This is a genomic window from Citrobacter amalonaticus Y19 (assembly GCF_000981805.1).
Lineage (GTDB): Bacteria > Pseudomonadota > Gammaproteobacteria > Enterobacterales > Enterobacteriaceae > Citrobacter_A > Citrobacter_A amalonaticus_C.
Map to the genome: position 1 here is coordinate 5345480 of NZ_CP011132.1, position 20690 is coordinate 5366169.

Annotated in this window: 21 protein-coding genes and 1 riboswitch; of the genes, 10 read left to right on the top strand and 11 right to left on the bottom strand. The window is 55.4% G+C overall.

Translation table 11 applies throughout. The annotated features are described in order from the left end of the window. Nucleotides 1-5: 5 nt before the first annotated feature. From F384_RS24955 to ttdA, 5 genes are all read right to left on the bottom strand, one after another. Nucleotides 6-308 (bottom strand): urease subunit gamma, encoded by a 303-nt coding sequence (locus F384_RS24955; RefSeq protein ID WP_046496816.1) that lies wholly within the window; start codon nucleotides 306-308, stop codon nucleotides 6-8. 10 nt (nucleotides 309-318) lie between these two features. After that, complete coding sequence (locus F384_RS24960) at nucleotides 319-1143, bottom strand: urease accessory protein UreD (protein ID WP_226991674.1); 825 nt, start codon at nucleotides 1141-1143, stop codon at nucleotides 319-321. Between the two features lie 123 nt (nucleotides 1144-1266). Beyond that, on the bottom strand, nucleotides 1267-2730 hold the full coding sequence (locus F384_RS24965) for an anion permease (protein ID WP_046496819.1): 1464 nt from the start codon (nucleotides 2728-2730) through the stop codon (nucleotides 1267-1269). 48 nt (nucleotides 2731-2778) lie between these two features. Next, on the bottom strand, nucleotides 2779-3384 hold the full coding sequence (gene ttdB / locus F384_RS24970) for a L(+)-tartrate dehydratase subunit beta (RefSeq protein ID WP_046496822.1): 606 nt from the start codon (nucleotides 3382-3384) through the stop codon (nucleotides 2779-2781). Further along, nucleotides 3381-4292: a L(+)-tartrate dehydratase subunit alpha gene (gene ttdA / locus F384_RS24975; RefSeq protein WP_094464815.1), complete on the bottom strand. Its 912-nt coding sequence runs from the start codon at nucleotides 4290-4292 to the stop codon at nucleotides 3381-3383. The genes ttdB and ttdA overlap by 4 nt, the downstream gene beginning before the upstream one ends. A gap of 210 nt (nucleotides 4293-4502) precedes the next feature. Here ttdA and ttdR point away from each other — a divergent pair, with 210 nt between their 5' ends. Beyond that, entirely contained in the window at nucleotides 4503-5435 is a 933-nt protein-coding gene (gene ttdR, locus F384_RS24980) for an L-tartrate utilization transcriptional activator TtdR (RefSeq protein WP_046498638.1), read from the top strand. 33 nt (nucleotides 5436-5468) lie between these two features. Here ttdR and plsY read toward each other — a convergent pair whose 3' ends face one another. Further along, the gene (plsY, locus tag F384_RS24985; RefSeq protein ID WP_042324298.1) at nucleotides 5469-6086 is read right to left on the bottom strand and encodes a glycerol-3-phosphate 1-O-acyltransferase PlsY; all 618 of its coding nucleotides are present in this window, start codon (nucleotides 6084-6086) and stop codon (nucleotides 5469-5471) included. A gap of 106 nt (nucleotides 6087-6192) precedes the next feature. Here plsY and folB point away from each other — a divergent pair, with 106 nt between their 5' ends. Continuing rightward, nucleotides 6193-6558 carry a bifunctional dihydroneopterin aldolase/7,8-dihydroneopterin epimerase gene (gene folB / locus F384_RS24990; protein ID WP_042324296.1) on the top strand — a complete coding sequence of 122 codons (366 nt, stop codon included), beginning with the start codon at nucleotides 6193-6195 and terminating at the stop codon, nucleotides 6556-6558. Nucleotides 6559-6783: 225 nt separating this feature from the next. Further along, on the top strand, nucleotides 6784-7605 hold the full coding sequence (gene bacA, locus F384_RS24995) for an undecaprenyl-diphosphate phosphatase (RefSeq protein WP_046496827.1): 822 nt from the start codon (nucleotides 6784-6786) through the stop codon (nucleotides 7603-7605). Between the two features lie 104 nt (nucleotides 7606-7709). Here bacA and F384_RS25000 read toward each other — a convergent pair whose 3' ends face one another. Together F384_RS25000 and F384_RS25005 are read right to left on the bottom strand one after the other, a co-directional pair. Further along, nucleotides 7710-8951, bottom strand: a complete 1242-nt coding sequence (locus F384_RS25000; RefSeq protein ID WP_046496831.1) for a multifunctional CCA addition/repair protein — start codon at nucleotides 8949-8951, stop codon at nucleotides 7710-7712. Between the two features lie 65 nt (nucleotides 8952-9016). Beyond that, nucleotides 9017-9637 (bottom strand): TIGR04211 family SH3 domain-containing protein, encoded by a 621-nt coding sequence (locus F384_RS25005; protein ID WP_046496834.1) that lies wholly within the window; start codon nucleotides 9635-9637, stop codon nucleotides 9017-9019. A 241-nt stretch (nucleotides 9638-9878) separates the two neighbouring features. Between F384_RS25005 and F384_RS25010 the strand changes: the two genes are divergently transcribed. The 4 genes from F384_RS25010 to glgS all read left to right on the top strand — a co-directional run bounded on the left by F384_RS25010 (nucleotide 9879) and on the right by glgS (nucleotide 15969). Further along, nucleotides 9879-11180 (top strand): inorganic triphosphatase, encoded by a 1302-nt coding sequence (locus F384_RS25010; protein ID WP_046496838.1) that lies wholly within the window; start codon nucleotides 9879-9881, stop codon nucleotides 11178-11180. 107 nt (nucleotides 11181-11287) lie between these two features. Next, nucleotides 11288-14113 (top strand): bifunctional [glutamate--ammonia ligase]-adenylyl-L-tyrosine phosphorylase/[glutamate--ammonia-ligase] adenylyltransferase, encoded by a 2826-nt coding sequence (glnE, locus tag F384_RS25015; protein WP_046496841.1) that lies wholly within the window; start codon nucleotides 11288-11290, stop codon nucleotides 14111-14113. Between the two features lie 51 nt (nucleotides 14114-14164). Then, nucleotides 14165-15598: a bifunctional D-glycero-beta-D-manno-heptose-7-phosphate kinase/D-glycero-beta-D-manno-heptose 1-phosphate adenylyltransferase HldE gene (gene hldE / locus F384_RS25020; RefSeq protein ID WP_046496846.1), complete on the top strand. Its 1434-nt coding sequence runs from the start codon at nucleotides 14165-14167 to the stop codon at nucleotides 15596-15598. Nucleotides 15599-15762: 164 nt separating this feature from the next. Then, nucleotides 15763-15969 (top strand): cell surface composition regulator GlgS, encoded by a 207-nt coding sequence (gene glgS / locus F384_RS25025; RefSeq protein WP_080343280.1) that lies wholly within the window; start codon nucleotides 15763-15765, stop codon nucleotides 15967-15969. Between the two features lie 33 nt (nucleotides 15970-16002). Here glgS and ubiK read toward each other — a convergent pair whose 3' ends face one another. Next, nucleotides 16003-16299, bottom strand: a complete 297-nt coding sequence (gene ubiK, locus F384_RS25030) for a ubiquinone biosynthesis accessory factor UbiK (RefSeq protein ID WP_046496849.1) — start codon at nucleotides 16297-16299, stop codon at nucleotides 16003-16005. A 132-nt stretch (nucleotides 16300-16431) separates the two neighbouring features. Further along, nucleotides 16432-16581, top strand: a riboswitch (FMN riboswitch). A gap of 105 nt (nucleotides 16582-16686) precedes the next feature. Here ubiK and ribB point away from each other — a divergent pair. After that, nucleotides 16687-17340 (top strand): 3,4-dihydroxy-2-butanone-4-phosphate synthase, encoded by a 654-nt coding sequence (ribB, locus tag F384_RS25040; RefSeq protein ID WP_046496857.1) that lies wholly within the window; start codon nucleotides 16687-16689, stop codon nucleotides 17338-17340. A 212-nt stretch (nucleotides 17341-17552) separates the two neighbouring features. After that, a complete protein-coding gene (locus F384_RS28155; protein WP_052746987.1) occupies nucleotides 17553-17729 on the top strand; it encodes a hypothetical protein in 177 nt (58 codons plus the stop codon). Between the two features lie 19 nt (nucleotides 17730-17748). Here F384_RS28155 and zupT read toward each other — a convergent pair whose 3' ends face one another. Beyond that, nucleotides 17749-18522 carry a zinc transporter ZupT gene (gene zupT / locus F384_RS25045; RefSeq protein ID WP_046496864.1) on the bottom strand — a complete coding sequence of 258 codons (774 nt, stop codon included), beginning with the start codon at nucleotides 18520-18522 and terminating at the stop codon, nucleotides 17749-17751. A 132-nt stretch (nucleotides 18523-18654) separates the two neighbouring features. On the opposite strand from zupT, the gene ygiD reads away from it, so the two are divergent. Continuing rightward, nucleotides 18655-19443, top strand: a complete 789-nt coding sequence (gene ygiD, locus F384_RS25050) for a 4,5-DOPA dioxygenase extradiol (protein WP_046496869.1) — start codon at nucleotides 18655-18657, stop codon at nucleotides 19441-19443. A gap of 85 nt (nucleotides 19444-19528) precedes the next feature. On the opposite strand, the gene F384_RS25055 is transcribed toward ygiD, so the two are convergent. Continuing rightward, nucleotides 19529-20689, bottom strand: coding sequence for a glutathionylspermidine synthase family protein (locus tag F384_RS25055; protein ID WP_046496874.1), 1161 nt, complete (start codon nucleotides 20687-20689; stop codon nucleotides 19529-19531). Nucleotide 20690: the final 1 nt, after the last annotated feature.

The following is a 20690-nucleotide window of genomic DNA, read 5'->3' on the forward strand; positions in this document are numbered from 1 at the left end:
TCTCCTTAAACGATCGGACTGTGGACGGTGACCAGCTTCGAACCGTCCGGAAAGGTCGCTTCGACCTGGATGTCCGGGATCATCTCCGGAACGCCTTCCATCACCTGCTCACGGTTCAGAACATGGCGACCCTCTTCCATCAGTGCGGCGACGCTTTTGCCGTCGCGCGCCCCTTCCATAATGAAGGCGCTGATGAGCGCCACCGATTCCGGGTAATTCAGCTTCAGCCCGCGCGCCAGTCGGCGCTCCGCGACCAGCGCGGCGGTAAAGAGCAACAGCTTGTCTTTTTCTCTGGGAGTCAGTTCCATAGGGAGTCTCTTAGGTTTGCCAGATGCGCGGCAGGTGCGGTGGCTTTTGGGTTAACAGCGGGCGCAAAAACTGCCAGATTTCGCGCATGACGCGCTGAACGATCAGATTGTCGTCTGCCAGAAAACGGACGGTCAGCAGCGAATCGACGAGCGTCGCCCCGGCGTAATCACCGAGCGGAGCCAGACGCTCACGCACGCCCTCCAGCATCTGTTCCGTGCCCGGATAACAGAGCAGGGTGCCGCACCACGGTTGACTGGCGATGACCGCGAGATCCCCATCACGCAGCGTCAGGCGTTCAATGAGCAGTGGCTGCCCGTCACGCCAGACTTCCAGGCGGTTGTGTAGTGCGCCGTGGCTGAACCTCTCATGCATGACCGGTCGCCCGAAGCAGAGCAGATCCCAGCCCAGCAGGCGGCTTTCGGCGGTGAGATGAAATACGGAGCGGAGGCTGGCGTTAGCGCCAGGGAACAGGATCGTATCCTGCGGTAGCCATTCCAGCGTCGCGTGCGGGGCCAGCGTAAACGTCTGGTACAGGCGCGCCTGCGGCCCTGCGCTGCGATAAAACTTGCCCGCGCCGGGCATGGTGATTAACACGTGGCTGTTTTCGTCCAGCGTGACGGAAATTTGTAGCTCATCGCCGCCGACAATGCCGCCGGGTGGATGGAGTAAATAGAGGTGGCAAACATCGTCTTGTGGATAAAACGGCCGTTGAACCGTCAGGGGACCGACGTGGTGTGCGCGGGTGAGCACCGTTTTGTGCGCGGTATGGCTAAACCGCAGGTCGAGTTCGGCCTGCCAGCCCCGTGTCGGTGTCTTGTGCGCAACGGTATCCAGAGCGTTTCCCTTCTCAGCGTGAGGGTGTTTGCATAACAAAAAGTATGCCTCAGCACGGCGGGAAAACGGTCATATGAGACGCTTATGGAAAAAGGGGGCGACAGCCCTGCCGCCCCAACGAGGTTAAAGCAAAACGAGAGGCATCCAGATAAGCCCGGTCGCCAGCAGCAGCACCAGGAAAATCAGGCCGAAAATTGCCCCCAGCCGCCAGTAGTCCACTGTCGGCAGATAACCGCTACCATAGTAGATAGGGCTTGGACCGGTCGCATACGGGGTGAGAATGCTGCCCAGACCAATAGCCGCACCGACCATCAGGCAGAATACCGGTAATGGAATTTCCGGCATCGCCAGCGCGGCAGCGATCATCATGGGTGCCAGCGCGGAAGTGTAGGCGGTTGCACTGGCAAAGAAGTAACGTAACAGCCAGAACACGACGATCAGCGCGATCATCACCATCACCGGTGAGTAGCCGCTTAACCCGCTGGCCAGCAGTTTGCCAAACCAGGTGATAAAGCCGGTGTTGTTCAGTCCGGTTGCGAGGGTGATGAGCGAGGCCAGCCAGAAGAAGACGTTCCACGCCGATTTATTACTGACGATGTCATCCCAGGTGATGATGCGCAGTACCAGCATCAGGGCGACGACGCTGTAACCGACCATGGCCGCGTCGATATAGTCTCCGCCGAAGATCCACAGCACCAGTGCGCCGACCATCAGCACCAGCATCTTTTTCTCACGCGAACAGAGCGGCCCCATCTCCTTCAGTTCCGACTCCGCCCAGCGCGGCACCTGATCGCCCGACTTCAGCACGGGTGGATACAGCACATAGGCGAGCCACGGCACCAGCAGAACCAGCAAAATGCTTAGCGGCAGCATGCCTAAGAACCAGTCGCCCCAGCTGAGCGCCGTATGGGAGGCGGTCTTCATCAGGCCAATCAGCAGCAGGTTTGGTGCCATTGCCGTCAGGAAAATAGCGCTGGTCACACAGTCGGCGGTGATCCCCATCCACATAATGTAAGAGCCGATGGAACGGGCGCTGGGATCGTTGGGTTGTGAGTTATAGAGCGGCGGCAGGTTGCGGATAATCGGGTAGATGATCCCAGCGCCGCGTGCGGAGTTAGACGGTGTAACAGGGGCGAGGATCAGTTCGGAGAACATCACCGCGTAGCCGAGAAACAGCGTGCGATGCCCCATTTTTTTCACCAGCATCAGCGCGATACGCCGACCAAGGCCGGTTTTTTCATACCCGGTGCCAAACATAAAGGCGGCGAAAATCAGCCAGATAACCGAGTTAGAAAAACCAGAAACCGCCCACGAAAGTGCTTTAGAGGTAAATTTGAAGCCGTCCTGGGCGAGCTGTTCCGGGCTGAACAACAGCCACGGCGAGAGGACTGCGATGATCGATATCCCAATCATTGCCACAACTGCGCCGGGTACAGGTTCCAGAATGAGTCCCACGATGACGCCGGTAAAGACCGCAAAGTAGAGCCAGGTGTGGCTCTCAAGACCGGTGGGGACGGGCAAAACAGCAATAATGGCGATGACCACCAGCGGAGCCAGATATCGCCACCAACCAGATAAAGGTGCCATTGTCGTATCCCTGCGAAAAAGGGAGAGGCACAGGCCTCTCCGGAAGGGTTATTTGATGTAATGCACGTGTTCGCAGATTTCGTCGACGATGGGACCGCGACGTTCGGCGAACTGTTTTTTGTTTTCGGCGATCAGGTTGTTGCCGTGGGTGTCGATAGAGACAATCAGCGGACCGAACTCTTTCACCCGGCAAACCCAGAGGGATTCCGGCATGCCGAGTTCCATCCAGTGCACTTCTTCAATCTCTTCGACCTGGGTCGCAGCAACAACTGCGCAGCCCGCCGGGAAGATCACATGTAGCGCTTTAAATTTCTGGCAGCCTTCTTCCGTCAGCGGCCCCATGCCGCCTTTACCTACCACCAGTTTGACGCCCGTCTGCTCAATGAACTCTTTTTCAAAGGCTTCCATACGCATACTGGTGGTCGGACCGACGGAGACCATTTCCCATTTTTCACCGTTCTTACGCACAATGGGGCCGGCATGGAAAATCGCTTTGCCATTGAGGTCGTAGGGGATCGGGCGCTTCAGTTCGATCAGTCGGCGGTGGCAGACGTCGCGGCAGGTCACCAGCGTACCGGTCAGATAGATCACATCGCCAACGCGGATGTCTTCCAGGTCTTCGGCTTTGATCGGGGTTGTGAGGATCTTTTTCATAACGCGCTCCGGGTGTGAGACAGGTTTTCGAAGGAGAGGTCAGAATGGACCAGCAGCGTACCGCGACGGTGCGCCCAGCAGCCGGTGGAGACGGCGACGCCAATGGTTGACGGGTGACGCGCGGCGGATTCGATATGCACGCCCATCACGGAACTGTTGCCGGTGAGCCCTTGCGGACCAATGCCCAGCCGGTTTAGTCCCTCTTCCAGACGCAACTCAAGCTCTGCCGCTTTTGGATTTGGATGGCGAGAGCCAATCGGGCGCAATACTGCTTTGCGCGACAGTACGGCGGCGGTTTCAACGGAGGTGGCGATACCCACGCCGACCAGCACTGGCGGGCAGGCGTTGACGGCCAGCGTCGAGATGTTTTCAAAGACGAATTTCACTACGCCTTCATAACCTTCGGAAGGCATCAGTACTTTGGAGCGCCCCGGCAGCGTGCAACCGCCACCGGCCATGTAGACTTCAATTTCCGCGTCATCGCCGTCGGGCACAATATCCCAGGTTACCCACGGTACGCCGCTACCGGTGTTTTTACCGGTATTCACTTCGTCAAAAATTTCTACGGCGTTGTGGCGCAGCGGCGCTTTCACTGTGGCATCTTCCACCGCTTGCTTGAGAATGCTTTGTAACTCACCCAGCAGCGGGAAACGGGAACCAACCTTCACGAAGAACATGATCTCACCGGTGTCCTGGCAGGCCGGACGGTTAAGATCAATCGCCTTTTGCATGTTGTCGAACATCGTGTGGTAGATGATTTGCCCCATCTTTGATGTTTCGGCATCCCGTAGCTGTTTTAATTTGTCCACCACATCGTCGGGCATACGAGTGGAAATCATGGCGGTAAAGTTGGCGACTATTTCCGTCAGCGTATTAACCGCATTTTGATTATTTTGATTGCTCATCATGTCAACTCCAGTTCTTTTATTTTTCTGGAAATAAATTCTCCTTCACAAACTACCATTAAATGTGTGGTTTTATATTATTTGCCACTGTGTATATGCAATTAACAGTTCGTGAATGATGCTGAAGAAAGATGATGAAAATTGAGCAAAGGCAGAGATTAACCGTAGATTGCGAATTACACTTCAGGTATCAATTTCATGGATAACCCGAAAATGCTTAAAAACTGGCCCTTAGCCAAAGACCTTCAGGTGCTGGTGGAAATTGTCCATACGGGTAGCTTTAGCGCAGCGGCATGCGCCCTCGGACAAACGCCTGCCTTTGTGACGAAGCGGATTCAGATCCTGGAAACCACGCTCGACACCACGCTGCTTAACCGCTCGGCGCGCGGTGTGGCGCTGACGGAAAGTGGTCAGCGCTGTTACGAACAGGCGCTGGCGATCCTCACGCAATATCAACGCCTGATTGACGAGGTGACGCAAATCAAAACGCGTCCGGAAGGGATGATTCGTATCGGCTGTAGCTTCGGGTTTGGCCGCAGTCACATTGCGCCCGCGATTACCGAACTGATGCGCAATTATCCTGAGTTACAGGTTCATTTTGAACTCTTCGATCGGCAAATTGATTTGGTTCAGGATAATATCGATCTTGATATTCGTATTAACGATGAAATTCCGGATTATTATATTGCGCATTTGTTAACAAAGAATAAAAGAATATTGTGTGCCTCCCCCGGATATTTACAAAAATATCCTGAGCCAAAAACCTTGCAGGAATTAATTCACCACGATTGTCTGGTGACAAAAGAGCGTGACATGACTCACGGAATATGGGAACTGGGAAATGGCACGACGAAAAAATCGGTCAAAGTGAGCGGGCATCTCTCTTCCAACAGCGGTGAGGTCGTTCTGCAATGGGCGCTGGAAGGGAAAGGCATCATGTTGCGTTCAGAGTGGGATGTGCAACCGTTTCTGGCGAGCGGCAAACTGGTGCGAGTGTTGCCGGAGTACGCGCAGAGCGCCAACATCTGGGCGGTTTATCAGGAGCCGCTGTATCGCAGCGTGAAGCTCAGAGTCTGCGTGGAGTTTCTGGCAGCATGGTGTCAGCAGCGATTAGGCAAACCGGACGAAGGTTATCAGGTGCTGTAGGCCGGGCTGGACAATGCCATTTTCCGGCCAACCTTATTCGGGATCTTTCTCGCGTCTCTTGCGCAGTTTGGTCCAGATTTTTGTCTCCTGGCGGCGCCACAGACGCTGGATGTTGTCATGATGACGCAGCAAAATCAGGCACGACAGCATGGAGACCGGGAAGGTGAACTGCGGTTTGAACCACCAGACATAGAACGGCGCAATCAGTGCGCTGACAATCGCCCCCAGCGATGAATAACCGCTCAACAGAACGGTGAGCAACCAGGTGCCCGCCATCACGCCGGTGAGATCCCAGCCGATAGGGGCGATAGCGCCAAAGGCCGTCGCCACACCTTTCCCACCTTTGAAACCGAAGAATACTGGCCAGATATGCCCCAGACAGGCGGCGATGGCGATAAGACCCAGCCAGAACGGGCTGACACCCAGCGCATACGCGCCCCAGACGGGCAACATCCCTTTCAGGACGTCGAAAATCAGGACCGCTACGGCTGCTCCCTTGCCACCGATTCGTAACACGTTGGTCGCGCCTGGGTTACCGGAGCCGCTGCTACGCGGGTCGGGCAAGCCAGCAATGCGGCAGACCAGAATGGCACTGGAAATGGAGCCGCAGAGGTACGCGAAGAGGATCATTCCAGGCGCGATTGCACTCATAAGCTGTTCCGTTTTGAAAATGTCGTGTAAAACGCTACTTCTGTGGATAATACGCATATTTCGCCGGAAGTGGTATCCGGGTTAGCCAAAAAGCAGGCAGGTCGTGATGGATATTGTATTTATAGAGCAACTTTCGGTAATCACCACTATTGGTGTTTACGACTGGGAACAGACGATTGAACAGAAGCTGGTGTTCGATATCGAAATGGCGTGGGATAACCGAAAATCAGCAAAAAGTGACGATGTCGCCGACTGCCTGAGCTACGCGGATATCGCTGAGACGATCGTGAGCCATGTTGAAGGTGGGCGTTTTGCGCTGGTGGAACGTGTTGCCGAAGAGGTGGCCGAGCTATTGCTTACGCGCTTTAACTCGCCGTGGGTGCGCATCAAGCTCAGTAAGCCTGGCGCGGTGGCGCGCGCGGCCAATGTGGGCGTAATCATTGAGCGTAGCAATAATCTGAAAGAAAAATAATTGTCTTCATATTTGTTAAACCAAACGGATATAAAAGAGTCCTATACCCGTCATACTTCAGGTTGTATGTGCGTTGGCTGCTCGCGTTCATCCCAGTGCTTACTCAGGGAAGCTCCCGGGGATTGCTGTTCAAAGCCCTTTGGGCTTTGTCCTGCAACTTGAATTATTTAAGGTATAAGACTGGATCTTTTTGTGCAGTAGATTTTTCTATTTAGGGGTTTATTGATGAGCGATATGCACTCGCTGCTGATTGCGGCAATTTTGGGTGTGGTCGAAGGATTGACGGAGTTTTTGCCAGTTTCCAGTACCGGGCACATGATCATTGTGGGCCATCTGCTGGGATTTGAGGGGGATACGGCAAAGACGTTTGAAGTGGTGATCCAGTTGGGATCCATTCTTGCGGTGGTGGTGATGTTCTGGCGGCGTCTGTTTGGCCTGATCGGCATTCACTTTGGTCGTCCGCTACAGCGCGAAGGGGAAAGTAAAGGTCGTCTAACGCTGATCCACATTCTGCTGGGGATGATCCCGGCCGTGGTACTGGGACTGGTCTTCCACGATACGATTAAATCGCTGTTTAACCCGATTAATGTGATGTATGCGCTGGTGGTAGGGGGGTTACTGCTGATCGCCGCAGAGTGTCTGAAGCCGAAAGAACCGCGCGCACCGGGTCTGGATGACATGACTTACCGTCAGGCGTTCATGATTGGTTGCTTCCAGTGTCTGGCGCTGTGGCCGGGTTTCTCCCGCTCCGGGGCGACTATTTCCGGTGGGATGCTGATGGGCGTGAGCCGTTACGCGGCGTCTGAATTTTCATTCCTGCTGGCAGTACCGATGATGATGGGGGCTACCGCGCTGGATCTCTACAAAAGCTGGTCGTTCCTGACGGTGGCGGATATCCCGATGTTTGCCGTCGGTTTTGTCACTGCCTTCGTGGTCGCGCTGGTTGCCATCAAAACCTTCCTGCAGTTGATTAAGCGGATCTCGTTCATTCCGTTCGCAATCTATCGCTTTATCGTCGCCGCGGCGGTTTACGTGGTGTTCTTCTGACCGATCTCTCATGCCGGATGGTGGCGTAAACACCTTATCCGGCCTACGCGTTGAGATGCGATACCGTAGGCCGGATAAGCGCAGCGCCATCCGGCATTCACACCTTAACTGATCGCCTTCGGGAAACGGGTCTCTTTCCAGTGGGCCAGCGCCGCAATCCGACGCCGGGTCAGCTCTTCACGAATCTCAATGCCTTTAAATCCGGCCTCGACAACGTCTTTGGTGGGGACAGACTGTGCGACTTCCCACGCTTCGCGCAGTAAACGTCCCTGCGGATAATCCGCGGCTTCAAACCCCGTCCGTCCGCGTACGTCGGCTTCGCTGGTGAGCGCAATCTGCTCCACACGCTGCGGTTTACGCCAGGCGTCGATCGAATCAAACAGTTTCACGATGGTTTTAGGTTGCAGTATCGGGAAGGTGTGGATGAGATCGTGGAACTCCGCCACCAGTTTGGCTAAGTCGCGAATTTCATTCGGTACGCGCAGGCGCTGGCACAACTGCTCAACCAGCCTGACGCCCGCCGGGCCGTGCCCGTGGTGGCGCGGCCAGAGCTCCGGCGGCGTCAGGCCTTTGCCGAGGTCGTGACACAGCGTGGCGAAACGCACGTCAACCGCGGGGCTGAGCAGCGCCGCCATCGACAGCGTCATCAGGGTATGAATCCCGGTATCGATTTCCGGGTGCCATTTCGCCGGGGCCGGGACGCCAAACAGCGCATCGACCTCCGGGAACAACACGCGTAGCGCGCCGCAGTCGCGTAAGACCTGGAAATAGACCTGCGGGTTGCGCGTGGTTAACGCGTTCTCGGTCTCTTTCCAGACGCGTTCTGCCGTCAGATGCTCCAGCTCACCGGCGTGCGTCATTTCGCGCATCAGCGCCATGGTTTCGTCAGCAATACGGAAGCTCAGATGCGCATAGCGCGCAGCAAAGCGCGCCACGCGCAGTACGCGCAACGGATCTTCATTAAAGGCAGGTGAAACATGGCGCAACAGGCGTTTGTCCAGATCGCGGCGTCCCTGATACGGATCGACAATCTGACCGTCATCATCTTGCGCCAGAGCGTTAATGGTCAGGTCACGGCGCTGGAGATCGTCTTCCAGCGTAACGTCCGGTGCGGCATAGCAGGTGAATCCGGTATACCCCAACCCGGACTTACGTTCGGTACGCGCAAGGGCATACTCTTCATGGGTTTGCGGATGGAGAAAAACAGGAAAATCGCGACCTACCTGCTGGTAGCCCGCGTCGAGCATTTGTTGCGGTGTAGCGCCAACCACCACCCAATCTTTATCTTTAACCGGTAGCCCTAACAGCGTATCCCGAACCGCACCACCGACCAGATAAATCTTCACGCCACACCACCTCTCCAGGGAAATACAATCCCTTAATCATATGACAGTGCGGCGGAGAAGGCGATTTAGTTCATCCAGCGGTCTTTGCGTTTCCGGCTTGGGATCATGTGCGGCAGGATCAAACCAAGAAGCAGGCCGAGGCCCAGCACGCCGCCGCCATACATAAACCACTGCATGATGATGGTGCGTTGCTTATCATCAAGCTGCAGATTTGCGGCGCTGACCTTTTTCTGCGCCACAATCAGCTCGTTCTTCAGCTTCTGGTTCTCTTCTTTCAGCCCGTTGATCACGCTGTCGCTCTGCGACACCTTCTGCTGCATTTCAGCGGTACGTTGATTCCAGGTGGTGTCGATATTGTTGAGCTTATCGGTCAGCGTTTTGACCTGATTTTCCAGATCCGGCACGCGGGTACGCAGGCTTGGCGTGCTGTTCAGCTCTTTCATCGGGATCCAGGCTGTCCGCCCGGTGCTGTCTTTGACCTGCGCATAGTTCGTGCTGGCGTCAGTTTGTAACAGTATGACTTCTTCGCCCGCGTTGACCGTGCCGACGAGGCGATAATTATCCCCCGGACCGCTGCGGACCCAGGTGTTCAGTTCATCAGAGACATAGCGCTTTTCTTCGGCGTGTGACACGGCAGTAGCGCTAAGTGCGAGTAACATAAATCCAATCAGGCGTAATTTTGGCATCAGGCTGTCGTTATTGTCATAGAAAGTGGAACGATAGTAGTGGTATCAGTGTCTCTACGCAAAGCATTCGACATCAATCGGAATCATCTGTGTCCGCTTTACCGCTACTTCAAAACTTTTACGCCCGTCAAATTGCTCGTTGCATGGCAATTTGGCGCAAAATACTATCTACTGACAAAAAAGATCACTGTAAGTTCGTCGTGATTCTCTCTTATGTGACATAACCGGTAAGTACAAGGCCATGGCTCAGGAAATTGAATTAAAATTTATCGTTAATCACGAGGCGGTGAACGCGCTGCGTGACCATCTGAATACGCTCGGAGGCGAGCATCATGCGCCCAGCCCGTTGTTGAATATTTACTACGAGACCGAGGACAAGTGGCTGCGTGGTCACGACATGGGGTTGCGTATTCGTGGGGAGAAGGGACGCTACGAGATGACCATGAAAATTGCCGGGCGAGTGACCGGCGGTTTACACCAGCGACCGGAATACAATGTTCCCCTGAACGAACCTGTGCTGGATTTAACGCAATTTCCGCCACAAGTGTGGCCAAACGGCGAGCTACCTGTCGATCTCGTCTCCCGCGTACAGCCGCTGTTCAGCACCGATTTTGAACGTGAAAAATGGCTGCTGACGGTGGATGGCAGCCAGATTGAGATAGCCCTTGATTTAGGCGAAGTAAAAGCGGGCGAACTGGCGGAGCCGATTTGCGAGCTGGAGCTTGAACTGCTGAGCGGCGACACCCAGGCGGTGCTGAAGCTGGCAAATCAGCTGGTGAACCAGGCGGGTCTGCGCCAGGGCAGCCTGAGTAAAGCGGCGCGCGGCTATCATCTGGCGCAGGGGAATCCTCCACGCGAGAGTAAACCGACCGCAGTGCTGAAAGCGCCCGCGAAAGCCAGCGTGGAACACGGGCTGGAAGCCGCTCTGGAGCTGGCGCTGGCACAGTGGCAGTACCATGAAGAACTCTGGGTTCGCGGCAATAAGGCGGCAAAGGCGGATGTGTTGGCCGCAATGGGCCTGGTGCGTCACACGCTGATGCTCTTTGGCGGTATTGTTCCACGTAAAGCGAGCGCTCACTTACGTGATCTGTTAACCCAGTCGGAAGCCACCATCGCGTCGGCGGTTTCTGCCGTGACGGCGGTTTACACCACCCAAACGGCAATGGCGAAACTGGCGCTGACCGAGTGGCTGGTGACCAAAGCCTGGCAGCCGTTTCTGGACGCAAAGGCGCAGGCCAAAATGGCAGACTCTTTCAAGCGCTTCGCCGACATCCATCTTTCGCGTACCGCCGCTGAGCTGAAAAGCGTATTTGGGCAGCCGCTGGGCGACCAGTATCGCGATCAACTGCCGCGTTTACGCCGCGATATTGATACCGTTTTGCTGCTGGCGGGGTATTACGATGCGGCAGTGGTTCAGGCCTGGCTGGAGAACTGGCAAGGACTGCTTCACGCTATTGCCACCGGTCAACATATTGAAATTGAACATTTCCGCAATGAGGCGAACAACCAGGAACCGTTCTGGCTGCACAGCGGGAAACGATAACTGGAGTGCCTGATGGCGCTGCGCTTATCAGGCCTACGGATCGACATGTTTTGTAGGCCGGATAAGGCGGAATGCCGCCATCCGGCAACGTTACAAGGAATCTTTTAATGAAGCCGCTCTCTTCACTGTTACAGCAGCACTGGCAAACCATAGCAGAGCAGTTGCCTGAATCACCATCTGGCGTACAAGCGAAGTCAGTACTTACATTCAGTGATTTTGTGCAGGACAGCGTGATTGCGCATCCACACTGGCTGGCGGAACTGGAAAGCGCCCCACCGCAGGCCGATGAATGGCAACAGTACGGCGAATGGTTACAGGCGGCATTGGCAACGGTGAACGATGAAGCGGCACTGATGCATGAACTGCGTCTGTTTCGCCGCCGCGTGATGGTACGCATTGCCTGGGCGCAGGCGCTGTCGCTGGTGGACGATACCGACATTCTGCAACAGTTAAGCCATCTGGCCGAAACGCTGATTGTTGGTGCGCGTGACTGGCTGTACGACGCTTGCTGTCGCGAATGGGGAACGCCATGCAGTCAGGAAGGCATCCCACAACCGCTGTTGATTTTAGGCATGGGCAAACTGGGCGGCGGCGAGCTGAACTTTTCCTCGGATATCGATCTGATCTTTGCCTGGCCGGAACACGGTTCCACCCAGGGCGGGCGTCGCGAACTGGATAACGCGCAGTTTTTTACCCGCATGGGGCAACGGCTGATCAAGGTGCTGGATCAGCCCACCCAGGATGGCTTTGTTTATCGGGTGGATATGCGTCTGCGTCCGTTTGGCGACAGCGGCCCGCTGGTATTGAGCTTTGCGGCGCTGGAGGATTACTACCAGGAGCAGGGGCGCGACTGGGAGCGCTACGCGATGGTCAAGGCGCGGATTATGGGCGATACCGACGGTCGCTATGTCGAGGAACTGCGCGCCATGCTGCGCCCGTTCGTCTTTCGTCGCTACATCGACTTCAGCGTGATCCAGTCGCTGCGCAATATGAAGGGGATGATCGCGCGTGAAGTGCGTCGCCGGGGGTTGAAAGATAACATCAAGCTCGGGGCGGGCGGTATTCGCGAAATCGAGTTTATCGTGCAGGTGTTTCAACTGATTCGCGGCGGGCGCGAGCCGTCGCTGCAATCCCGTTCATTGCTGCCGACTTTAAGCGCGATCGCCGCACTGCATCTGCTGCCAGAGAACGATGCAGATCAGCTGCGACAGGCCTATCTCTTCCTGCGTCGTCTGGAAAACCTGCTGCAAAGCATTAACGATGAACAAACCCAGACGCTGCCGGGCGATGAACTTAACCGGGCGCGACTGGCCTGGGGAATGAATGCTGATGACTGGCAGCAACTGACCGAAACGCTTGAGGGGCACATGGCGAACGTCCGCCGCGTGTTTAACGAGCTGATCGGCGATGACGAAACCGACACGCAGGAAGATGCGCTTTCGGAACAGTGGCGCGAGCTGTGGCAGGACGCCTTGCAGGAGGATGATACGCCGCCGGTGCTGTCGCATCTCACGGATGACGATCGTATGCGCGTGCTGGCGTTGATTGCCGATTTCCGTAAAGAGCTGGATAAACGCACCATCGGTCCGCGAGGGCGTCAGGTGCTCGACCACCTGATGCCGCACCTGCTCAGCGATGTCTGTACGCGCCAGGATGCTTCTCTCCCGCTGTCGCGCATTACGCCGCTACTGGTGGGGATTGTCACCCGCACCACCTATCTTGAGTTGCTGAGTGAATTTCCCGGTGCCCTGAAGCATCTGATTTCGCTCTGTGCGGCGTCGCCGATGGTCGCCAGCCAGCTTGCGCGTTATCCGCTGCTGCTCGATGAACTGCTCGACCCGAACACGCTCTATCAGCCAACGGCAACCGACGCTTATCGCGACGAGCTGCGTCAGTATTTACTGCGCGTACCGGAAGATGACGAAGAGCAACAACTGGAAGCGCTGCGTCAGTTTAAGCAAACGCAACTGCTGCGTATTGCCGCTGCGGATATCGCCGGCACGCTGCCGGTGATGAAAGTCAGCGATCACCTGACCTGGCTTGCGGAAGCGATGATTGATGCCGTTGTGCAGCAGGCGTGGCTGCAAATGGTGGCGCGCTACGGGCAGCCGACGCATCTCGCCGAGCGGGAAGGGCGCGGCTTTGCGGTGGTGGGCTACGGCAAACTGGGCGGCTGGGAGCTGGGCTACAGCTCCGATCTCGATTTGATCTTCCTGCATGACTGCCCCATTGACGTGATGACCGACGGCGAGCGCGAAATTGACGGGCGGCAGTTCTACCTGCGGCTGGCGCAGCGCATTATGCATCTCTTCAGTACCCGCACCTCCTCAGGCATTCTGTATGAAGTGGATGCCCGACTGCGTCCGTCAGGCGCGGCGGGGATGCTGGTGACCTCTATCGAATCCTTTGCGGATTATCAGAAAAATGAGGCCTGGACGTGGGAGCATCAGGCGCTGGTGCGCGCACGCGTCGTTTACGGCGACCCGCAGCTGACCTTGCAGTTTGATACGGTGCGCCGCGATATCATCACGCAGCCTCGTGACGGCAAAACGTTGCAGACCGAGGTGCGTGAAATGCGCGAAAAAATGCGCGCCCATCTGGGCAATAAGCATCGCGATCGCTTTGATATTAAAGCCGACGAAGGCGGTATTACGGATATCGAATTTATCACGCAATATCTGGTGCTACGTTATGCCCATGACAAACCCAAACTGACCCGCTGGTCGGATAATGTGCGCATTCTGGAACTGTTAGCGCAAAACGACATTATGGACGAGCAAGAGGCGATGGCATTGACCCACGCCTATACCACGCTGCGCGATGAACTGCATCACCTGGCGTTGCAGGAACAGCCGGGCCATGTGGCGCAAACATGTTTTGAGGCGGAACGTACGCAGGTCGGGGCAAGCTGGCAGAAGTGGCTGGTTGACTGATGAAGTGTGCTATTATCGCGCGCAAAATTTTGAATCTCTCAGGAGACAGGAATGAAAGTAACGCTGCCAGAGTTTGAACGTGCAGGAGTCTTGGTTGTCGGTGATGTGATGCTGGATCGCTACTGGTACGGACCCACCAGCCGTATTTCACCCGAAGCGCCGGTCCCGGTGGTGAAAGTGGATACCATCGAAGAACGTCCGGGCGGTGCGGCGAACGTGGCGATGAACATTGCCTCTCTGGGAGCGAATTCGCGTCTGGTTGGACTGACCGGTATTGACGATGCCGCGCGAGCGCTCAGTAAAACGCTGGCGGACGTGAACGTGAAATGCGACTTCGTTTCTGTGCCGACCCATCCGACCATCACCAAACTGCGTGTGCTTTCACGTAACCAGCAGTTGATTCGTCTGGACTTCGAAGAAGGCTTCGAAGGCGTGGATCCGCAGCCGCTGCATGAGCGCATCAACCAGGCACTGAGCTCGATTGGGGCGTTGGTGCTGTCTGACTACGCGAAAGGCGCGCTGGCCAGCGTCCAGCAGATGATTGCCCTGGCGCGTAAAGCCGGTGTGCCGGTGCTGATCGACCCGAAAGGGACCGATTTTGCGCGTTATCGCGGTGCGACGCTGCTGACGCCAAACTTGTCTGAATTTGAGGCGGTAGCGGGAAAATGCAAAAGCGAAGAAGAGATTGTTGAACGCGGCATGAAGCTGATTGCCGATTTCGAGCTTTCCGCTCTGCTGGTCACCCGTTCCGAGCAGGGGATGACGCTGCTGCAACCAGGAAAAGCCCCGCTGCATATGCCGACGCAGGCGCAGGAAGTGTATGACGTGACCGGTGCGGGCGATACGGTCATTGGCGTGTTGGCGGCGACGCTAGCGGCGGGCAATTCGCTGGAAGAAGCCTGCTTCTTTGCCAATGCGGCAGCGGGTGTAGTGGTTGGCAAGCTGGGTACGTCCACGGTTTCGCCTATCGAACTGGAAAACGCGGTACGTGGCCGTGCGGAAACAGGCTTTGGCGTGATGACCGAAGACGAGCTGAAACAGGCCGTTGCCAGCGCACGTAAGCGCGGTGAGAAAGTAGTGATGACGAACGGGGTGTTTGACATTCTGCATGCCGGTCACGTCTCCTATCTCGCAAACGCGCGTAAGCTGGGCGATCGCTTGATCGTCGCGGTCAATAGCGATGCCTCGACGAAACGCCTGAAAGGAGAAACACGTCCGGTGAATCCGCTTGAGCAGCGGATGATCGTGCTGGGGGCGCTGGAAGCCGTTGACTGGGTGGTCTCTTTTGAAGAAGACACGCCACAGCGCCTGATCTCGGGCGTATTGCCGGATCTGCTGGTCAAAGGCGGTGACTATAAGCCGGAAGACATTGCGGGCAGTAAAGAGGTGTGGGCCAACGGCGGTGAAGTGCTGGTGCTTAACTTTGAAGACGGTTGCTCAACCACCAATATCATCAAGAAAATCCAGAAAGACAGCGATAAATAACCGCTGCAGGTGATGCCTGGAAATCGGGCATCACCTGTGTTCCTAAAGTGTGAACTCAGGCAGCTGATTTGCGCACAATATGTACAAACCTGCTACGTCTCCCGGTAAATACTGGTATCAGAAAAAAGCATATGACCTTAACAGAGATTCACCGACTGGAGGATATGCTAATGAACAACAGTGTTTATTCGATGAACAATTTCGATTTCCTGGCGCGGAGTTTTGCCAGAATGCAGGCTGAAGGTCGCCCTGTTGATATCCAGGCCGTTACCGGCAATATGGATGAGGAGCACCGCAGCTGGTTTTGCAAACGCTACGCGCACTACTGTCAACAGGCCATGAACGCCAGAAAGTTAGAAGTGGAACATTGATATGTCAACGGGCCTTGCGGCCCGTTGCTGTTTTTACGCTTGCGGTTCTACCGGCGGGATGGCGGGCGCAGGTTTGACTTCTTCCGTGGTCTGACGCGCTTCCAGCTCACTCAAACGTTGCTCCAGCAGCGCCAGCTTTTCACGGGTGCGCAGCAGCACCTGGGTCTGAACATCAAACTCTTCGCGGCTCACCAGATCGAGACGCGTCAGCTGAGATTGCAGCGTTTGACGGATCTTCTTCTCGACATCGTCCCCGAACTCCCGGATCCCTTTCGGCATCGACTCGTGAACCTGGCGAGCGATCTGCTCAATTTTTTTCGGGTCAATCATAGTGGTTTCCCTGAACTGGTAAGTGTTAGCGTCCATTGTAGTGCGATCTGCGTAAGGCATAAACCAGAATTGTGTGATGTTAATGCGGGTAAAGGCGTTGATGAAGGTAATCAATAGCGTTATAGTTAACCCGCTTATTCTCAGGGCGGGGCGAAATTCCCCACCGGCGGTAAATCAACTCAGGTTGAAAGCCCGCGAGCGCTTTGGGTGCAAACCCAAAGGTCAGCAGATCCGGTGTAATTCCGGGGCCGACGGTTAGAGTCCGGATGGGAGAGAGTAACGATCCAGTCGGGCATGGACCCGCTCACGTTATTTTTTTGCCGCTTGTCGGTACTCCTAAGACTGCCCTGATTCTGGTAACCATAATTTTAGTGAGGTTTTTTTACCATGAATCAGACGCTACTTTCCTCTTTTGGTACGCCTTTTGAACGTGTCGAACACGCTCTGTCTGCGCTGCGCGAAGGCCGCGGTGTGATGGTGCTGGACGACGAAGATCGTGAAAACGAAGGCGATATGATTTTCCCGGCAGAGACCATGACCGTTGAGCAGATGGCGCTGACCATCCGTCACGGTAGCGGTATTGTGTGCCTGTGCATCACCGAAGATCGTCGTAAACAACTCGATCTGCCGATGATGGTGGAAAATAACACCAGCGCTTATGGCACCGGTTTTACCGTGACCATTGAAGCCGCGACAGGTGTCACAACCGGCGTTTCTGCTGCCGATCGCGTGACCACCGTTCGTGCGGCAATTGCTGACGGCGCAAAACCTTCCGATCTGAACCGTCCGGGACACGTCTTCCCGCTGCGCGCTCAGCCGGGTGGTGTATTGACCCGCGGTGGCCACACCGAAGCGACCATCGATCTGGTGACGCTGGCCGGGTACAAACCTGCAGGTGTATTGTGTGAACTGACCAATGATGATGGCAGCATGGCGCGCGCGCCGGAGTGCATCGAATTTGCGGGCAAACACAATATGGCTGTAGTAACGATCGAAGACCTGGTGGCTTACCGTCAGGCTCACGAACGTAAGGCCAGCTAATCCTGCCTTGCCGGATAGCGGTGCAAGCACCTTATCCGGCAAATTCCGCTTTTTCAAACATCCTGTCGGTTAATAAACATCCAATCTTTTTCTCTATGATCGAAATCATCTTTTCGATTTGATACTGTGCCAGTATATAATCCTACCTACTAATAGGTATGTTAAATTTAAACGCTAAATATCTGTTAATGTTAAATTTAAAGGGTAAAAGGATGTTTATCGCCTGGTACTGGATTGTCTTAATTGTTCTGGTGGTCGTGGGGTATTTTTGCCACATGAAGCGCTACTGTAAAGCGTTTCGGCAGGACCGCGATGCGCTACTGGAAATCCGCAATAAATTACTGCGTCGTGATGATGAACAACGCGTTATGACGAAAGAGCAGGAATAATCGCTTCCTGCCCTCTCCGTTATCCTATCCCCATCGCCTGAAGTACCACCAGACTCAGCCCCATCACGGACATTCCACACAGAACGCCATAGCTGGGGTTGTTATTGGGATCGATCTCTTTTGCCAGCGGCATCAGTTCATCCACCGACAACGCAACCATAATGCCGGCGACAGCGGCCATAATGGCGGCCATGACGACGGGTGAGACCAGGTTGCCAAGAATCAGCCATGCCAGCACGCCGCCCAGTATTTCCGCCATCCCGGAAATGCCTGCCCAGAAAATCGCGGTGCGTTTAGAACCGGTAGCCGCGTAAACGGGCCCGGCGACGGCCAGACCTTCCGGAATATTATGCAGGGCAACTGCCAGCGCGATGCCGAATCCCAACTCCAGGTTGCTGCTTGCGGTCACGTAGGTGGCAATCCCTTCCGGGAAGTTGTGCAAACTGATCCCCAGCGTGAGCAGAATGGCAGTGCGTTTGATTGAGCCGGGAATTGGCTGCGTTCTTTTTTGCACCAGATCCTGCGGGTGGGCGTGCGGAAGAAGACGATCCAGACCAAAGTAACCCAGCAAGCCGATGATAAACATGCCGTAGCCCAGAACGGGCGGCATTCCGGTTGTCCCCAGGGCGGCGGGCAGCATCTCCATTAAGGAGATCAGCAACATGATCCCGGCGGCAAACCCGAGCGAAAACGCCAGCAGGCGATTGGAGGGTTTTTGCCCCAGCACGCCAAGAAACGCGCCAATAAACGTGGCAGCCCCCGCCAGTAAGGTCAGAATTAAAGGTACTGACATCAATGACTCCTTATACATCTCACTGACCTTCAAAATAACTGATGATCATCATCATGGTTATCAGAGTTCTTCATTCACCGAAAGAGGGTATGGTAAGACCATCAAAATGACTCCCTGAGTAAGGATATCATCATGTCTTCAATTCGTATGCCAGCATTGTTTTTGGGACACGGCAGCCCGATGAACGTTCTGGAAGATAATCTGTATACCCGTGCCTGGCAGCAGCTTGGGGAGACTTTGCCACGTCCAAAAGCGATTGTGGTGGTGTCTGCCCACTGGTACACCCGAGGTACCGGCGTCACTGCGATGGAAGCGCCAAAGACTATTCATGATTTTGGCGGTTTCCCGCAGGCGTTGTACGACACGCACTACCCGGCGCCTGGCTCCCCTGAACTGGCGCAGCACCTGGTTGATTTGCTTTCACCGGTGCCGGTCGCGCTCGACAAAGAGGCCTGGGGGTTTGATCACGGTTCCTGGGGCGTGCTGATCAAGATGTACCCGGATGCCGATATTCCGATGGTGCAGTTGAGCATCGACAGCACGAAACCGGCGGCCTGGCACTTTGAGATTGGATGCAAACTGGCGACGCTGCGTGATGAAGGCATCATGCTGGTGGCCAGTGGTAACGTGGTGCATAACCTGCGCACGGCGCGCTGGCACGGCGATAATACGCCGTATCCGTGGGCAACCTCGTTCAATGATTTTGTCAAAGCGAACCTGAGCTGGCAGGGACCGGTTGAACAGCATCCGCTGGTGAATTACCTCGATCACGAAGGCGGTTCACTGTCGAACCCGACGCCGGATCACTATCTGCCGCTGCTGTACATGTTAGGCGCGTGGGATGGCAAAGAGCCGGTGACGATCCCGGTCGACGGGATTGAGATGGGAAGTCTGAGTATGTTGTCAGTGCAGGTAGGATGATGAATGCCCGATGGCGCAACGCTTATCGGGCCTACAATTTGTGTCCTGGGCCGGGTGAGGCGGAGTCGCCACCCGGCACAAGGAACTACTCAACAAAAATATGCGGGTAGAAGCGGGACAGATCCTGGGTGATCAGCGCTCTGTCTTCGCGAATGCCGATCCCGGCAGGTTGATCGTTGATCAACCAACTGCCGATCAGCATATAGCTGTCGCCAAACTTCGGCAGTTGATAGAACTGCTGCACGATCATGCCTTCTTCGCCATACGGTCCTTCCACCGCTTCGATCGTTTTACCGTTCTCAATAATGGAGACGTTCGCGCCTTCACGCGAGAAGATCGGTTTCACGACGAATTTTTCCATCTGCGGATAGTCGTCTTCGGCGAAATACGCGGGAAGCAGGTTCGGATGGTTCGGGAACATCTCCCACAGCAGGGGCAACAGCGCCTTATTGGAGATAATGCTCTTCCAGGCCGGCTCCAGCCAGCGCACGCCAGCGTCTTCCAGCTTGGTGGAGAACATCTCGCGCAGCATAAACTCCCACGGATAGAGCTTGAACAGGTTGGCAATCACCTGATCCTGTAGATCCGTGAACTGACCTTTTTCACCGAGCCCAATATCTTCGATATAGAGAAATTCGGTGGCGATCTCCGCCTCTGCTGCGCAATCTTGTAGATACTGAATGGTTCCGCGATCTTCAACGGTATCGCGACAGCAGGTTAAATGCAGAAGCTGGAAACCATACTGCTCACGCAACTCGGCGAAACGTTCGATGAGCTTTTCTTGCAGGCTGTTAAACTGGTCGCTGCCTTCCGGCAGATTGCCCGCGTTGATCTGATCTTCAAGCCAGATCCACTGGAAGAACGCCGCTTCATACAGCGAGGTCGGAGTATCGGCGTTGTTCTCCAGCAGCTTCGGTTCACCGGTGCCATCCCACGCCAGATCAAGACGCGAATAGAGCGACGGCTGATGCGTCTGCCAGGACTGACGCACAAAGCCCCAGGTGTGCTTAGGAATACGGAATTTGGTCATCAGCTCGTCGCTGGCGATCACTTTCTCGACCACCTTGAGGCACATCTGATGCAACTCGGCGGTCACATCTTCCAGCTTTTCAACCTGGGCTAGCGTGAGTTTGTAATAGGCGTCTTCACACCAGTACGGTTCGCCGTACATGGTGTGAAAATTGAAACCGTATTCGGTGGCTTTATCGCGCCAGTCCGGACGCTCGGTAATGCTGACTCTTTCCATG

What these genes read in the sequence shown, in the direction of transcription:
- glnE (WP_046496841.1), top strand. Translation starts at nt 11,288, where the DNA reads ATGAAGCCGCTCTCTTCACTGTTACAGCAGCACTGGCAAACCATAGCA.
- F384_RS25005 (WP_046496834.1), bottom strand. Translation starts at nt 9,637, where the DNA reads ATGCCAAAATTACGCCTGATTGGATTTATGTTACTCGCACTTAGCGCT.
- F384_RS28155 (WP_052746987.1), top strand. Translation starts at nt 17,553, where the DNA reads ATGTTTATCGCCTGGTACTGGATTGTCTTAATTGTTCTGGTGGTCGTG.
- F384_RS24965 (WP_046496819.1), bottom strand. Translation starts at nt 2,730, where the DNA reads ATGGCACCTTTATCTGGTTGGTGGCGATATCTGGCTCCGCTGGTGGTC.
- hldE (WP_046496846.1), top strand. Translation starts at nt 14,165, where the DNA reads ATGAAAGTAACGCTGCCAGAGTTTGAACGTGCAGGAGTCTTGGTTGTC.
- ttdR (WP_046498638.1), top strand. Translation starts at nt 4,503, where the DNA reads ATGCTTAAAAACTGGCCCTTAGCCAAAGACCTTCAGGTGCTGGTGGAA.
- zupT (WP_046496864.1), bottom strand. Translation starts at nt 18,522, where the DNA reads ATGTCAGTACCTTTAATTCTGACCTTACTGGCGGGGGCTGCCACGTTT.
- folB (WP_042324296.1), top strand. Translation starts at nt 6,193, where the DNA reads ATGGATATTGTATTTATAGAGCAACTTTCGGTAATCACCACTATTGGT.
- ribB (WP_046496857.1), top strand. Translation starts at nt 16,687, where the DNA reads ATGAATCAGACGCTACTTTCCTCTTTTGGTACGCCTTTTGAACGTGTC.
- glgS (WP_080343280.1), top strand. Translation starts at nt 15,763, where the DNA reads ATGCTAATGAACAACAGTGTTTATTCGATGAACAATTTCGATTTCCTG.
- ubiK (WP_046496849.1), bottom strand. Translation starts at nt 16,299, where the DNA reads ATGATTGACCCGAAAAAAATTGAGCAGATCGCTCGCCAGGTTCACGAG.
- bacA (WP_046496827.1), top strand. Translation starts at nt 6,784, where the DNA reads ATGAGCGATATGCACTCGCTGCTGATTGCGGCAATTTTGGGTGTGGTC.
- ttdA (WP_094464815.1), bottom strand. Translation starts at nt 4,292, where the DNA reads ATGATGAGCAATCAAAATAATCAAAATGCGGTTAATACGCTGACGGAA.
- ttdB (WP_046496822.1), bottom strand. Translation starts at nt 3,384, where the DNA reads ATGAAAAAGATCCTCACAACCCCGATCAAAGCCGAAGACCTGGAAGAC.
- plsY (WP_042324298.1), bottom strand. Translation starts at nt 6,086, where the DNA reads ATGAGTGCAATCGCGCCTGGAATGATCCTCTTCGCGTACCTCTGCGGC.
- F384_RS24955 (WP_046496816.1), bottom strand. Translation starts at nt 308, where the DNA reads ATGGAACTGACTCCCAGAGAAAAAGACAAGCTGTTGCTCTTTACCGCC.
- ygiD (WP_046496869.1), top strand. Translation starts at nt 18,655, where the DNA reads ATGTCTTCAATTCGTATGCCAGCATTGTTTTTGGGACACGGCAGCCCG.
- F384_RS25055 (WP_046496874.1), bottom strand. Translation starts at nt 20,689, where the DNA reads ATGGAAAGAGTCAGCATTACCGAGCGTCCGGACTGGCGCGATAAAGCC.
- F384_RS25010 (WP_046496838.1), top strand. Translation starts at nt 9,879, where the DNA reads ATGGCTCAGGAAATTGAATTAAAATTTATCGTTAATCACGAGGCGGTG.